Origin of the sequence: Pseudarthrobacter sp. N5, assembly GCF_050157035.1 — a bacterium.
Lineage (GTDB): Bacteria > Actinomycetota > Actinomycetes > Actinomycetales > Micrococcaceae > Arthrobacter.
The window spans coordinates 2391409-2405475 of sequence record NZ_CP189593.1 but is presented as its reverse complement, the minus strand read 5'-3'; the positions used below and the strand labels follow the sequence as shown (position 1 = coordinate 2405475).

At 63.4% G+C, this 14067-nt stretch carries 13 protein-coding genes and 1 pseudogene; 10 read left to right on the top strand and 4 right to left on the bottom strand.

Annotation, left to right across the window (positions count from 1 at the left end; translation table 11 throughout):
- The first annotated feature begins 74 nt into the window (after nt 1–74).
- Nucleotides 75–1001: a pyridoxal 5'-phosphate synthase lyase subunit PdxS gene (gene pdxS / locus ACQCST_RS11540; protein ID WP_426995925.1), complete on the top strand. Its 927-nt coding sequence runs from the start codon at nt 75–77 to the stop codon at nt 999–1001.
- A 105-nt stretch (nt 1002–1106) separates the two neighbouring features.
- On the opposite strand, the pseudogene ACQCST_RS11535 reads toward pdxS, so the two are convergent.
- Nucleotides 1107–3117 (bottom strand): annotated as a pseudogene (locus tag ACQCST_RS11535) (M3 family metallopeptidase).
- A 63-nt stretch (nt 3118–3180) separates the two neighbouring features.
- Nucleotides 3181–3384, bottom strand: coding sequence for a hypothetical protein (locus ACQCST_RS11530; RefSeq protein WP_426995924.1), 204 nt, complete (start codon nt 3382–3384; stop codon nt 3181–3183).
- A gap of 22 nt (nt 3385–3406) precedes the next feature.
- On the opposite strand from ACQCST_RS11530, the gene ACQCST_RS11525 reads away from it, so the two are divergent.
- On the top strand, nt 3407–4450 hold the full coding sequence (locus ACQCST_RS11525) for a CapA family protein (RefSeq protein WP_426995923.1): 1044 nt from the start codon (nt 3407–3409) through the stop codon (nt 4448–4450).
- A gap of 12 nt (nt 4451–4462) precedes the next feature.
- Here the strand turns inward: ACQCST_RS11525 and ACQCST_RS11520 are convergent, their stop codons facing one another.
- Both ACQCST_RS11520 and ACQCST_RS11515 read right to left on the bottom strand, forming a co-directional pair.
- Nucleotides 4463–5203, bottom strand: a complete 741-nt coding sequence (locus ACQCST_RS11520; protein WP_426995922.1) for a type 1 glutamine amidotransferase — start codon at nt 5201–5203, stop codon at nt 4463–4465.
- Entirely contained in the window at nt 5200–6507 is a 1308-nt protein-coding gene (locus tag ACQCST_RS11515) for a MurT ligase domain-containing protein (protein ID WP_426995921.1), read from the bottom strand. Before ACQCST_RS11515 ends, ACQCST_RS11520 begins: the two co-directional genes overlap by 4 nt.
- 91 nt (nt 6508–6598) lie before the next feature.
- On the opposite strand from ACQCST_RS11515, the gene pdxT reads away from it, so the two are divergent.
- The 8 genes from pdxT (at nt 6599) to secF (ending at nt 13950) form a co-directional block, all read left to right on the top strand.
- Nucleotides 6599–7309: a pyridoxal 5'-phosphate synthase glutaminase subunit PdxT gene (pdxT, locus tag ACQCST_RS11510; RefSeq protein WP_426995920.1), complete on the top strand. Its 711-nt coding sequence runs from the start codon at nt 6599–6601 to the stop codon at nt 7307–7309.
- 3 nt (nt 7310–7312) lie between these two features.
- On the top strand, nt 7313–8068 hold the full coding sequence (locus tag ACQCST_RS11505; RefSeq protein ID WP_426995919.1) for a YebC/PmpR family DNA-binding transcriptional regulator: 756 nt from the start codon (nt 7313–7315) through the stop codon (nt 8066–8068).
- Nucleotides 8069–8103: 35 nt separating this feature from the next.
- Nucleotides 8104–8682: a crossover junction endodeoxyribonuclease RuvC gene (gene ruvC / locus ACQCST_RS11500; RefSeq protein ID WP_426995918.1), complete on the top strand. Its 579-nt coding sequence runs from the start codon at nt 8104–8106 to the stop codon at nt 8680–8682.
- 79 nt (nt 8683–8761) lie between these two features.
- Nucleotides 8762–9406 carry a Holliday junction branch migration protein RuvA gene (gene ruvA, locus ACQCST_RS11495; protein WP_426995917.1) on the top strand — a complete coding sequence of 215 codons (645 nt, stop codon included), beginning with the start codon at nt 8762–8764 and terminating at the stop codon, nt 9404–9406.
- The gene (gene ruvB / locus ACQCST_RS11490) at nt 9399–10487 is read left to right on the top strand and encodes a Holliday junction branch migration DNA helicase RuvB (protein WP_426995916.1); all 1089 of its coding nucleotides are present in this window, start codon (nt 9399–9401) and stop codon (nt 10485–10487) included. Before ruvA ends, ruvB begins: the two co-directional genes overlap by 8 nt.
- 188 nt (nt 10488–10675) lie before the next feature.
- Entirely contained in the window at nt 10676–11059 is a 384-nt protein-coding gene (yajC, locus tag ACQCST_RS11485) for a preprotein translocase subunit YajC (protein ID WP_426999159.1), read from the top strand.
- Between the two features lie 117 nt (nt 11060–11176).
- On the top strand, nt 11177–12934 hold the full coding sequence (gene secD, locus ACQCST_RS11480; protein ID WP_426995915.1) for a protein translocase subunit SecD: 1758 nt from the start codon (nt 11177–11179) through the stop codon (nt 12932–12934).
- A complete protein-coding gene (gene secF, locus ACQCST_RS11475) occupies nt 12934–13950 on the top strand; it encodes a protein translocase subunit SecF (protein ID WP_426995914.1) in 1017 nt (338 codons plus the stop codon). Before secD ends, secF begins: the two co-directional genes overlap by 1 nt.
- Nucleotides 13951–14067: the final 117 nt, after the last annotated feature.

Genomic DNA, 14067 nt, shown 5'->3' with positions numbered 1-14067 from the left:
CGGTTTTTCCATCCCGCCTTCACCCGTTCGAGAGACCGGATCTACGTAACATCTATCTACCCATAGGGGTTTTTGTGTCTACACCTGATGTAAGCAGCGAAGCCGGCACGTCCGCCAATAGCGTGACGGGCAGCAGCCGCGTCAAGCGCGGCATGGCAGAGATGCTCAAGGGCGGCGTCATTATGGACGTCGTCAACGTCGAGCAGGCCCGCATCGCCGAAGACGCCGGTGCCGTTGCTGTTATGGCGCTGGAGCGTGTCCCGGCTGATATCCGTGCCCAGGGCGGCGTGTCCCGCATGTCCGATCCGGACATGATCGACAAGATCATCGAAGCCGTATCCGTTCCGGTCATGGCGAAGGCCCGGATCGGGCACTTTGTTGAGGCCCAGGTGCTCCAGTCCCTGGGCGTCGATTACATCGACGAGTCCGAGGTTCTCACCCCGGCTGACTACGTGAACCACATCGACAAGTGGAAGTTCACCGTTCCCTTCGTCTGCGGTGCCACCAACCTCGGTGAGGCCCTGCGCCGGATCAACGAAGGCGCGGCCATGATCCGTTCCAAGGGCGAAGCCGGCACCGGCGATGTCTCCAACGCCACCGGCCACATGCGCCAGATCCGCGCCGAGATCGCCAAGCTTGCTGCCCTGCCGGAAGACGAACTCTACGTCGCCGCGAAGGAACTGCAGGCTCCCTACGAACTGGTCAAGGAGATTGCCTCCACGGGCAAGCTCCCCGTTGTGCTGTTCACCGCCGGCGGCATCGCCACCCCGGCCGACGCCGCCATGATGATGCAGCTCGGCGCGGACGGTGTGTTCGTCGGTTCCGGTATCTTCAAGTCCGGCAACCCGGCCGAGCGCGCCGCCGCCGTCGTGAAGGCCACCACGTTCTTCGACGATCCCGACGTCATCGCCAAGGTTTCCCGCGGTCTCGGTGAAGCGATGGTGGGCATCAACGTGGACGAGATCCCGCAGCCGCACCGCCTGTCCGAGCGCGGCTGGTAACCAGCAGCAGCACAACATTTACGACGACGGCGGCCGGTCACCTTGCGAGGTGACCGGCCGCCGTCTTGGTTAATTTCCGGTGCAGCTGGTTCCGCGGGCTCCATGCTATTCCAGGCCGCGGCGTTTCAGCAGCGGCCCGAGGCCGGCATCCCGGCCACGGAACGCGCGAAAGGACTTCAGAGGATCCCGGCTGTTGCCGCGGGACAGGAGCTCGGCCCGGAAGAAGTCGCCGTTGGCCCGGTTGAGGCCGCCGTTTTCCTTGAACCAGTTCACAGTCTCGGCATCCAGCACCTCGCTCCAGATGTAGGAGTAGTAGCCTGCGGCGTATCCTGCACCCGCGAAGATGTGCTGGAAATAGCCGGTGCGGTACCGGGGCGGAATGAGCGTGTGCGCCACCCCCGCCGACGCAAGTGCCTTGGCCTCGAAGGCAAGGGCATTGTCCGGGATATCGGCTCTCTCCAGCACATGCCAGGCCAGGTCCAGGAGCGCAGCGCCCAGGTATTCCGTGGTGCCGAACCCTTCGCCCCAAAGCCGGGACGCATCCAGCCGGTCAACCACGTCCAGCGGCAGCGGCTCGCCTGTTGCATGATGGCGGGCGTAGTTGGCCAGCACCTCCGGCCACATGATCCACATTTCATTCACCTGGGATGGGTATTCCACGAAGTCCCGGGGAACCGACGTACCGGCGAAGCGTGGGTAGGTGACGTCTGAGAACAGTCCGTGCAGGGCATGGCCGAACTCGTGGAACGTGGTGCGGACTTCATCCAGGGTCAGGAGCGTTGGTTCGCCGGCCGGGGGCTTGGAGATGTTCAGATTGTTGATCACCACGGCCTGGGTGCCGAGCAGCGCTGACTGTTCTACGAGGGAGTTCATCCATGCCCCGCCGCGTTTGGATTCTCTGGTGTAGTAGTCGCCCAGGAACAGTCCGAGCTGGCTGCCATCGGCATTACGGACTTCCCAGACCCGGACATCGGGATGGTAGCCGGCCAGATCCGTGCGTTCGTGGAACGTCACACCGTAAAGCTCGGTGGCGGCGAAGAATACGCCGTCCGCCAGGACCCGGTCGAGTTCGAAGTAGGGGCGGATTGCCTGCTCGTCCACGGCATAACGTTCTCGCCGTACCTTGGCTGAGTAGTACGCCCAGTCCCAGGCCTCGAGGGGGTGGCCCGCGGCTTCCGCAAGCGCCGCCGCCTCCGAGTCCGCGTTCCGGACGGCTGCCGGGGCCAGCCGGCTCAGCATGACCTGCACGGCATCGAAGTCGGGTGCGGTGACGATCCACCACCAACTCGGCGTAGTTCGTGAATCCGAGCAGTGCGGCCTTTTCGGCCCGGAGCTGGACGGTCGATCTCACGAGGTCCAGCACATCCAGCGGGCCGCCGCTGCTGCCGCGGGCGAGTGAAGCTTCAAAGAGCCGACGGCGGACCTCCCGGTTCTCGAGGGCAGCCAGGGCAGGCTGGTTGCTGGGCTGGATCAGCGTCAACAGAAACTTTCCCTCGTGGCCTGCCGTCCGTGCCGCCTCCGCCGCGCTGGCAACGTCATCTGCCGGCAGCCCGGCGAGTTCAGCCGCGTCGTCGAGCAGCAGCGCCGCGGACTTCATGGCTTCCTTGACCCGTTGGCCAAACTCCGTGCCCAGCCTGGAGAGTTCCGCGTTGACGGACTTAAGCCTTTCCTGTCCGTCGTCGTCGAGCTGGATTCCCGACTGGCGGAATTCTTTGAGGTATTCGTCCACGAGCCGGGCGGATTCGCTGCCGAGACCTTCAGTGTCCACGGCGCTGAGGCGATCGAAGAGTCCCTGATTCAGGTATACGGCGTCCTGGTGGGCTGAAAAGCGCGGCGACAGCTCTGTTTCGAGTGACCGGATGGATTCCGTGGCGTCGGCCGACACCAGAGTGAAGAAGGACGCTGCTGCGCGCTGCAGCAAGCTGCCTGCGCGTTCCATGGCCAGGGCCGTGTTTTCGAAAGTTGCCGGGTCTGGGTTGTCCGCGATCATCTGGAGTTCGGCGAGATGTTCTGCAAGGCCCGCGTCCACGGCTTCGGCGTAATGCGCATCTTCGATATCGGCGAAGGGCGGGAGGCCGAACGGCAGCGCGCTGGGGCTCAAGAGAGGGTTAGTCATGAAATAACACTTTCATATATGGGCCTGATTCTCAACGGTGTCGGAGGTGAGTTGTGAACCCTGTCACCGTAGGATGGCGGTCATGCGGAACAGCCCCAGAGCGTTTCCCTTCCGAGTGTCGTCGGCCGTGGTAGGCATGGCGCTTGCGGTATCGATGTCCTCGTGTGGCTTGATAGCCGAGCAGAATGCCACCAGTAGTCCGGCATCACCGGCAGAATCGGCAACCGCCCCGGCAACCGCTTCGGCAACGCCTACCCCTACCCCCACGCCGACTCCCGGAGCGGGCCCCGTGTGCGCGACGCTCCGCTGCACCTCGGTGCTGGTCACCGGGGACACGCTGGTGCACGCCCAGCTCTGGCAGCAGGCACGGGAGGACGCTTCGGCAACGGGGCAGCCCGGCTACGACTTTGTACCCCTGCTGGAAGGGCAGCGGAGGTACGTCAAGGCCAGCGATCTGGCCATCTGCCACCAGGAGACTCCGGTGGCGGGCCCCGTGGGCCCGTTCTCCGCGTATCCGTCGTTCAATGTCCCTCCGCAGATCACCGCGGCCTCGAAGAACGTGGGCTATCAGGCCTGCACCACCGCAAGTAACCACACGATCGACCAGGGAACGGCCGGCCTGGTCCGCACCCTTGATACTCTCGACGCCGCCGGCCTGGGCCACACGGGCTCCTACAGGACAGAAGCAGAGTCGCAGGGCATCCTCATGCTTAAGACCGGCGCGGCCACTATCGCAGTCATAGCCGGTGCCTACGGACTGAACGGGCAGATTCCTGAATATGACTGGCAGGTGGACATGCTGGACCCCGCAGCCATGATCGGCAAGGCGAAGCAGGCCAGAATCCTCGGTGCTGACATTGTCCTGGGCGTGATGCACGCGGGCGACGAATACGCCAGCGAAGCCAACGCCGAGCAGCAGGATGTGGCTCACACGCTGGTGGACAGCGGCGAGTTCACCATGATCTACGGCCACCACACCCACTCGGTTCTGCCGATCGAAAACTACAAGGGCACATGGATCGTGTACGGACTGGGCAACGGCGTCACGGAGCTCTCACCCTGGTACGTGGTCAACAACGAGGGGCTGCTGGTGCGTGCCCAGTTCAGCCAGGACGCGGCAGGGAAATGGACGGCATCTGATCTCGGCTGGGCACCGTCGGTGATTGTCCGCGGACCGTACCGCTGGTGTTCCGTCGCGGCTGACGCCCCGCAGGGTGTCTGCGCCACGGAAGCCACCGATGCGGCCATCAGGCTGCGGACCAAGACCGTGGTGGAGTCCATGGGTGCAGCCGGGGCAGGCGCCCATGAGCTGCTGATCACCAAGGAACCGTAAGCGCCGGCGGCCCTATCGGGGCCGGCGGGCGGCGTATTCGCGCGCGAGGCGCGCATAGTCGTCGTCGGGCTTTCCCGGCACAAAAGTACCGAACTTGCGTTCGACGGCGGTCCGGATAAGGAAGTCAGCCACGGCCGGGTTCTTCGGCAACAGCGACCCATGCAGGTAACTCGCCACCACATTGCGGTAGCGGGCGCCTTCGTGACCGTCGCCGCTGTTATTGCCGGTGCCTTTGGCCACCGTGCCGAGAGGCGCTACACCGGGACCAAGGGTGGTCTGGCCGCTGTGGTTCTCATACCCCAGCACGTCCCCGAATTCAGGCGTGCTGACCTTCACATTGCCAATAAGGCGTTCATCGGTGCCGTGGGTTTCCACGTCCAGGATGCCGATACCGGGAATCACCGACCCCGTGTGCGTCTTGAAGAACTTCCCGAACAGCTGGTACAGGCCGCAGATGACCAGCATCGGCGTCCCGTCCTCGGCAAGATCCTTCAGGACTGCGCCGCGGGCTTGCAGATCGTCCTGGATGACCAGCTGCCCGCTGTCCTGCCCGCCGCCGCCCACAATCAGATCCACGCCGGCTGGGAAATCATCTCCCACGTTGTATTCGAGCAGCTCCGGCGTGTAACCGTGCCAGCGGAGCCGCTGCTGCAGCACCAGCGCATTTCCCCAGTCGCCGTAGATGTTCATATCACGCGGGTAAAGCTGCAGGACACGGATGGTGCCCTTGCTTCCTTCTGGTTCGGGAATCACGAAACAACCTCCACCGTGGTGATCTTGGACAGCTCACGGCGGATGGCCAGCATGGCTGTGTAGGTACAGAAAACCCGTTTGGGCCGGCCTTTGGCCTCGCGGATGAAAGATGCAAGGCCAGGTGCGATCTCCGTCTGGACCGCGCCGATCCGGACGTCGTCGTATTGGAGCCGGAGTGCCATGTCGTAGGCGCGGGAGCCTGTGAGCTGGTCCACACCGCCGTCGCGCAGTGAATCAAACTCGACGTCCCACAGCCAGGACATATCGCGTCCGTCAGCGTAGTTGTCGTTGATGGCGATCATGGTCGCATAGCCACCGGCAGCGAAGGACTTCAGCCCCAGCCGGAAGCCACTGGGATTCTTGACGAGCACCAGATCCAGGGGGAGTCCGTCCACGGTCAGGCTTTCACCGCGGCCGAACGCGGGTTCAACCCGGGAAAGGGCCGTGAGCAGGGCATCGTTATGCGGTGTGGCACCGACGCCGCCGGCGATGCTCCGCGCAAGCGTCAGCGCCGCTGCCGCGTTAAAAATGTTGTAAACGCCGCGGAGCTTCATCGCGGTGGTGACAACAACGCCGTCGTACTCAAATTTGGCGCTGCCCTCGCCAACCTCCCGGAGTACGACGTCGGCATGGGGCTTTTCGGGAATGGCCGCCGGTGCGGGGCTGCCCGGGGCGGTGCGCATGTCGTCGTCGTTGGGAAAAGTGCTGAGCAGCGAGTCATCCAGGCCAAAATAGAGGACCCCGGGGCCGCCCACTTCATACCCATTAAGGGTGGTGGCGATCCGCGCCACGCGCGGATCCTCGCGGTTGAGGACCACCGTTCCTGTGGTCTTCGAGGCAACGTGCTGCAGGAGCTGGGCGGTCTTGTCGATTTCACCGAAGCGGTCAAGCTGGTCGCGGAGCACATTCAGCAGCAGGCTGTAGCGCGGCGGTACGCGGTTAACGAAGTGCACTGCATGGGCTTCATCGAGTTCCAGCACGGCGACATCGGCATCCAGACGCCCGCGCCAGTCCACTTCGCCGAGGAGCGCTGCGACGACGCCCCTGGTGAAATTGCTCCCTGTGCGGTTGGTGAACACTTTCAGGCCCTGGCTTTCCAGGAGTTCCACCACCATTTTGGTGGTGGTGGTCTTGCCATTGGTGCCGCTGACAACCGCCACTCCGTGGGGGAGTGCGGACAACGTCCGCTGCATAAAGCCGGGGTCGATTTTCTCGACTACCAAGCCGGGGAGGGCGGAGCCTCCGCCCCTTAGCCGGGAGACCCGGCGGACCAGCTTGCCGAGCGGAACGCTGAAGTAAAGCATGCTCTGTAATATATCCCAGCCGCGGCATGGAATCAGGCGGGTGGCACCTGGCCGGGCCAACCGCAGCAAGTCGACGCACTATGATATCGGGATGATCAATCCCCTTTCAGCGGCCGCATCCGGTGTGGGTGCTGGCCTCCGAATCGGTGTGCTGGCTCTCCAGGGCGACTTCCGCGAACACCTTCGCGCCGTCGAGGCGGCAGGAGCCGCCGGCATCGGAATCCGGCGTCCCGCGGAGCTCGACGGCCTTGACGGCCTCATCATTCCCGGCGGCGAATCCACCACCATTGACAAACTGGCGCGGATCTTTGAACTTGCTGAACCGTTGCGCGAGCGGATTGCTGCAGGCCTGCCTGTTTACGGTTCCTGCGCAGGAATGATCCTGCTGGCGGACCGGATCGCTGATCCGGCCACCGACCGTGCCGGCAACCCGCAGCAGACATTCGGCGGACTGGATATCACGGTGCGCCGCAACGCCTTCGGCCGGCAGCGTGAGTCCTTCGAGACGGATCTTGCCTTCAAGGGCCTCGACTTCAGCGCCACGGGCACCGGTGTGGCTCCCGTGCACGCGGTATTCATCCGCGGCCCCTGGGTGGAGCGCGTCGGGCCCGGCGTTGAAGTGCTGGCCCAGGTGGAGCCGGCAGATGCCGCCCACGCCTCACATGCGGCCGCGCTGCACGGCACGGCTAGAATTGTTGCAGTGCGCTCCGGCCACCTGCTGGCCACCTCCTTCCACCCGGAAGTGACGGGGGAGAAGCGCGTGCATGAACTGTTTATTCGGATGATCAGAGGAGAAGCGTAAAGCATGTCAGGCCACTCCAAATGGGCGACAACCAAGCACAAGAAGGCCATCCTCGACAGCCGTCGGGCTAAGTCGTTCGCCAAGCTGATCAAGAACATCGAAGTCGCTGCACGCATGGGCGGACCGGACCTCGCCGGCAACCCCGGCCTGGAACTGGCTGTCACAAAGGCCAAGAAGACTTCAGTCCCCGCTGACAACATTGACCGCGCCATCAAGCGCGGGGCCGGCCTCACCGGCGAAGTTGTGGACTACACGGAAATCATGTACGAAGCCCGCGGTCCGCAGGGTTCGGCGCTGCTGATCGAATGCCTCACGGACAACAAGAACCGCGCAGCCTCGGAAGTCCGCCTCGCCATCTCGCGCAACGGCGGCACCATCGCCGATCCCGGTTCGGTCAGCTACCTCTTCACCCGCAAGGGCGTAGTGACCCTTACCAAGAACGTCCTTACCGAGGACGACGTCCTGATGGCCGTCCTCGACGCCGGCGCCGAGGAAGTCAAGGACAACGGGGACACCTTCGAAATCCACTCGGAGCCCACCGACCTGCAGGCCATCCGCGATGCGCTCAAGGAAGCCGGCATCGAGTACGACACCGATGAGGCTGAATTTGTGCCGTCCATGCAGGTTCCCCTTGATCTGGACAGCGCCAAGAAGTTCCTGAAGCTCGTTGATGCCCTCGAGGAACTCGACGATGTACAGAATGTCTACAGCAATGCAGACCTCAGCGACGACGTACAGGCCGCCCTGGAAGCAGAGTGACCTGCCGCCGTGCATAGCCGAGTGGAGGCCCGGAGTTGACGCTTCGCGTGCTGGGAGTTGATCCGGGGCTCACGCGCTGCGGCATCGGCGTCGTGGACGTTGAAAAAAACCGGCGCGCCACCATGGTGGCGGTCGGCGTGGTGGGAACCTCCCCGCACGAGACCCTGGACCAGCGCCTGCTGGTCATCGCCCTGGCAATCGATGAGTGGCTGGACCGCTACGAACCTCATGTCCTGGCTGTGGAACGCGTCTTTTCCCAGCTCAATGTCAGCACCGTGATGGGCGTGGCGCAGGCTTCAGGCGTGGTGATCGCCGCCGCCGCCCGGCGCGGCATCCCCGTAGCCCTCCACACGCCGTCGGAAGTCAAGGCGGCCGTCACCGGCAGCGGCACGGCCAACAAGGATGCTGTCACAAAACTCGTGACCAAAATCCTGCGGCTTGATGCTCCGCCCCGGCCCGCAGATGCCGCAGATGCCCTTGCCTTGGCCATCACCCACGCGTGGCGTGCCGGCAGCGGAGCTGCCATGGCAACCACCGGTCCGGGAAGCCAGTCGCTGACGCCCGCCCAGCATGCATGGGCGGAGGCCGAGGCGAAGGCGCGCCGTGGACGCTGAATGTCGTGGCAGCTTGCTAGGGTATTCGTAGATATGTTCGGATAGCCGGGATCCCCGGCGGTATTTCAGGAGCCCGGCCTTGATAAGTTTTCTCCGCGGAACCGTAGCGCACGTCGGGTTGTCCTCGGCCGTGATCGATCTCAACGGTGCCGGCATGAGTGTTAACGCCACCCCGCAGACCCTTAGCAGGCTGCAAATCGGCGAGGAAGGCAAGCTCTTCACTTCGCTGATCGTCCGCGAGGATTCCCTGACGCTGTTCGGGTTCACCAGCGACGACGAACGCGAGGTGTTTGACGTCCTGCTCAGCGTCAGCGGAGTGGGACCGCGGCTGGCACTGGCGGTTCTGGCCGTCCATGAACCGGAGGCCATCCGGGTAGCGGCGCACACGGGAGACAGCAAGACGTTTACCAAAGTGCCGGGAATCGGGCCGAAGGTCGGCGCACGCATAGTTCTTGAGCTCGCCGGCAAGCTGGTGCCGCATGGAACGGCGGGGAGCCCTGCTCCGGCTCCTTCCCAGGAATCCGTGTGGAAGCCGCAGGTAGTTGCGGCCATGACCAGCCTCGGATGGTCGGAGAAGGATGCCAATGCAAGCATTGACAAGGCGCTGGATGACTCTCCCGGGACTTCTGAAACGGGGAACGTGGCCGAAATTCTCCGGACGACGCTTCGCTGGCTTGGCCAGGACGGCGCCCGTGCGGGCAACAGAGTAGGCAGCCGTGGCTGAACCGTCGCTGGTTTCCGGGGGCGAGGAACCGGAGGAACGAGTCATTGAGGCTGCGCTCAGACCCAAGAACCTGCATGACTTTGTAGGGCAGCACCGGGTCCGCAAGCAGCTGTCCCTTGTGCTTCAGGCTTCGAGAATGCGCGGCCGCAGTGCGGACCATGTGCTCTTCTCGGGCCCGCCGGGGCTGGGCAAAACAACGCTGGCCATGATCGTCGCGGCCGAGATGAATGCACCGCTGCGCATCAGTAGCGGCCCCGCCATTCAACACGCCGGGGATCTTGCCGCCATCCTTTCTTCCCTGTCCGAGGGCGAAGTCCTCTTTCTGGACGAGATTCACCGCATGTCACGTCCCGCCGAGGAAATGCTGTATATGGCCATGGAGGACTTCCGGGTCGACATCGTGGTGGGCAAAGGAGCCGGGGCCACGGCAATCCCGTTGGAGCTGCCGCCGTTCACACTGGTTGGTGCCACTACCCGGGCCGGGCTCCTGCCGGGGCCGCTCAGGGACAGATTCGGCTTTACCGGGCACCTGGAGTTCTACTCCGTAGCCGAGCTGGAACTCGTGCTGCGCCGGTCAGCTGGGCTGCTGGACCTCAAAGTGAATTCGGCAGGGTTCAGTGAAATCGCCGGGCGGTCGCGCGGCACTCCCCGGATCGCCAACCGTCTGCTGCGCCGTGTGCGGGACTGGGCGCTGGTCCATGGCATCGAACAGATTGATGCACGGGCAGCATCGGCCGCCCTGGATATGTACGAAGTGGACAAACGCGGGCTGGACCGGCTGGACCGCGCGGTCCTGGAAGCCTTGATTATCAAGTTCGGCGGCGGACCCGTGGGACTGTCCACCCTCGCGATTGCCGTGGGCGAAGAGCCTGAGACCGTGGAAACCGTTGCCGAACCATTTCTGGTCAGGGAAGGCCTGCTGGGCCGGACGCCGCGCGGGCGGATCGCCATGGCACAGGCATGGACGCACCTTGGCTACGCTGTTCCCGCCGGTGTGTTCGGGCAGGATCCGCTGGATGTTTTTGACGCCGGGCAAGCAGATGAACAAACTGTCCCGGACTGGATTCCAAACACCCAATAGCGCTGTCCGCTCCGCTTTCCCTTTAGACTGGTATGACGCTCGGCACGTTCGGGCCTTTGTTCCCGCAGGCGGCTCCAACGGGCTGCCGGTGGACCGGCACGCTTTTCCTGCCAGCTCACCAGGTGCAAACGCGGACGTTGCTGTCAATCAGTGGCGCAAGTACAGAATGGAACTTCCCCTTGGATCCAATGAACATCCTGCTGTTCGTCATGCTTGGTCTCTTCATATTCGTGATGTTCCGACGCAACAAGAAAACCAAAGAGCAGGCGGCGGCGCTCCAGTCCCAGTTCGCCCCCGGTGTGGAGGTCATGACCAGCTTTGGGCTGTACGGCCGGATCATCTCCATTGATGAAGCCGAAAACAAGGTCCTCCTGGAACTTTCCCCCGGAAACGTTGCCACCGTGCACCGCCAGGCTGTCACCAAGATTGTTGAACCGGCAGCCGATGAGTCCGCGGTCCCGGATGACGCCTCATCCCTGACATCAGAGGATGCCGGCCCATCGGCAGCCGCCGTCGAAACAACCGACGAACCCCTGAAGCGCCCCAGTGATGAAGGCAAGAAGGACTTCTAGTCCGCGCCGGCACACCGCCTCCCGCTAGGTAATCACCTCTACGGCTGCGGGCCGCCGCCGCTGTAGGCATTGAAACCCGCAGCGGCGGTTTCTCCGTAAATATTAGAAAGATCGACAATGGCACGAACTGGCCCCAAAAACACAGCCCTCAGGGTGCTGGTCTGGCTTGGCGTAATCATCGCAGTCCTGACCGCAGTCCTGGCCGGCGGCACCACGGCCGGGCAGGCAAGCTTGGCTCCCAAGCTGGCACTGGACCTTGAAGGCGGCACCCAGATGATCCTGGCGCCCAAGGTTGAGGGCGGTTCGGACATCAATGAAGACCAGCTCAACCAGGCCGTGGCCATCATCCGCCAGCGCGTTGACGGCTCCGGCGTCGCGGAGGCGGAAATCAGCACACAGTCTGGCCGCAACGTGGTGGTCAGTCTCCCCGGCACCCCCTCGAAGGAGACGCGGGCGCTCATCCAGGCATCAGCGGACATGAACTTCCGCCCGGTTTTGGCGACCGGTGCCGGGGCCGCGGTTGCCAAGGAATCGCTCACTCCGGAAGACAAGCTGCCTAAACCCACAGCTGAACCTGCCAATGGCAGCGACATCAACTGGATCACGGCGGATGTCTACAAGAAGTTCGAGGCTCTTGACTGCGACAACCCGTCCCAGGACAAGCAGGAACGCTCGGACCCGGCCAAGCCGCTGGTCACCTGCGAACCGGCCACCGCCCAGGGCCCGGCGATCAAGTACATCCTGGGGCCGGTGGAGGTAAAGGGCGTTGACATCCAGACTTCCTCGTTCCAGCTCCAGCGGGGCGCACAGGGTGCAGTCACCAACGAGTGGGCTGTCAACATCCAGTTCAACGACCAAGGCTCCAAGAAGTTCAAGACTGTCACTGAACGGCTGAACCAGTTCTACGTCGCTGCCGGTGGACAGTCCGGAACCGATCCGAAGTCACAGTTCGCCATTGTCCTGGATGACCAGGTCATTTCAGCTCCGCGCTCCCAAGCAGTGATCACTGACGGCCGGCCCCAAATTACCGGCAAGTTCACGGAGCAGACTGCCAAGGCCCTGTCCGATCAGCTGCGCTTCGGCGCCCTTCCCATCAGCTTCGAAATCCAGAGTGAGCAGCAGATTTCCGCAACGCTCGGCGGTGAGCAGCTGCGCATGGGGCTGCTGGCAGGCCTGATCGGCCTGATGCTTGTGGTGGTCTACTCCCTGTTCCAGTACCGCGCACTGGGGTTCGTGACCATCGCTTCGCTTGTGGTGGCAGGCTCCCTGACATACCTGGCCATCGCCATTCTGGGCTGGACGGAAAACTACCGTCTTTCACTGGCCGGCGTCGCTGGCCTCATTGTGGCCATCGGCCAGACAGCAGACTCGTTCATTGTCTACTTCGAACGTATCCGTGATGAACTCCGCGAAGGCCGGGGCCTGGTGTCCGCCGTCGAGAACGGATGGAAGCGGGCCAAGCGCACCGTGCTGGCCTCCAAGGCAGTAAACTTGCTGGCCGCCCTGGTGCTCTACTTCGTGGCCGTGGGTAACGTTCGTGGCTTTGCGTTCACGCTTGGCCTCACCGCCATCGCCGACCTCATCGTCGTCTTTATGTTCACGCACCCCACGCTCCAGTTGCTGGCCCGGACCAGGTTCTTCGGCGAAGGCCACAAGTTCTCCGGTCTGGATCCGAAGCAGCTTGGCGCCGTGCCGCTGTACCGCGGCGCGGGCAGGTTGCGCAGTCCGGGTGAGAAGCCGGCAGCGGTGCGTGCCAAGAACACTGGTGCGGCTGCTGAAGCCGAACGCCGCATGACCATTGCAGAACGCCGCCTCGCGGAAAAGCAGGAGCAGCTCGCGGGTTCCTCCAAGAGTGCAGCCAAGGAGGGCAAGTAATGTCAAGCTTCGCTAGTTTCGGTAACGAGCTCTACACGGGCAAGCGTTCGTACAACTTCGTCGGTTCCAAAAAGATCTGGTTCCTGGTTGCCGCCGTCGCCGTTGCCCTGTCCATCCTGATTCCTGCGGCCAAGGGCGGTTTCAACCTCGGCATCGAGTTCCGCGGTGGTTCGGAGTTTACGGTTTCGAACGTCAAGACCATCGATGCCGGCCTGGGCGAAAAAGCGGTGACGGACGTTGTCGCCGGAAGTATTCCGCGGGTGGCGAACGTCGCCGGCACCACTATGCGGATCCAGACGGACAAGCTCACCGAGGACGAGACCGTCAGCGTCAAGGAGGGACTCACCTCGGCATACGGCGTCACTGACAACGAAGTGACCTCCAACTTCGTGGGGCCCACATGGGGCGCCGATGTCACCCGGCAGGCATTGCTGGGCCTGGTGATCTTTGTGGTCATCGCGGCCATCCTGATGGCCCTCTACTTCCGCACCTGGAAGATGTCGCTCTCTGCCATTGCCGGTATGGCGGTAACCATGTTCATCACGGCCGGTGTCTATGCGCTCAGTGACTTTGAGGTGACGCCGTCGGCAATCATCGGGTTCCTGACGGTGCTCAGCTATTCGCTGTACGACACCGTGGTTGTCTTCGACAAGATCCGGGAAAACACTGCCGGACTGGATGCTTCCACCCGCAGGACATTCGCTGAAGAAGTCAACCTTGCTGTCAACCAGACGCTGGTGCGGTCCATCAATACCATGATGGTGGCCATCCTGCCGGTGGGCGCCATTCTGTTCATCGGCGCGGGCCTTCTGGGCGCCGGGACGCTCCGGGACCTGTCCCTGGCGTTGTTCGTGGGCATTCTGATCGGAACAGCCGCCACCATTTTTGTGGCTGCACCGATGTACGCGTGGCTGCGCCAGAGCGAGCCCGAGCTTGTCAAGCAGGCCAAGCGCGTTGAACACCGGCGCGCTGAACAGGGCAACACTGCCGCGGAAGCGGAACCAGCGCCAGCCTGATGCTGAGGGGAAGGGCCGGACGACGTCGCCACAGCGACCCCGTCCGGCCTTTTTCGTATTTATGCCCCGGTTATCGAAGTATCCTGCCTCGGGAATAGAATGGGGTAATTAAACGGG

Bases quoted from the DNA above. Each gene is read 5' to 3' on its own strand.
- ACQCST_RS11515 (WP_426995921.1), bottom strand. From the start codon at position 6,507: ATGCTTTACTTCAGCGTTCCGCTCGGCAAGCTGGTCCGCCGGGTCTCC.
- pdxT (WP_426995920.1), top strand. From the start codon at position 6,599: ATGATCAATCCCCTTTCAGCGGCCGCATCCGGTGTGGGTGCTGGCCTC.
- ACQCST_RS11505 (WP_426995919.1), top strand. From the start codon at position 7,313: ATGTCAGGCCACTCCAAATGGGCGACAACCAAGCACAAGAAGGCCATC.
- yajC (WP_426999159.1), top strand. From the start codon at position 10,676: ATGAACATCCTGCTGTTCGTCATGCTTGGTCTCTTCATATTCGTGATG.
- secD (WP_426995915.1), top strand. From the start codon at position 11,177: ATGGCACGAACTGGCCCCAAAAACACAGCCCTCAGGGTGCTGGTCTGG.
- secF (WP_426995914.1), top strand. From the start codon at position 12,934: ATGTCAAGCTTCGCTAGTTTCGGTAACGAGCTCTACACGGGCAAGCGT.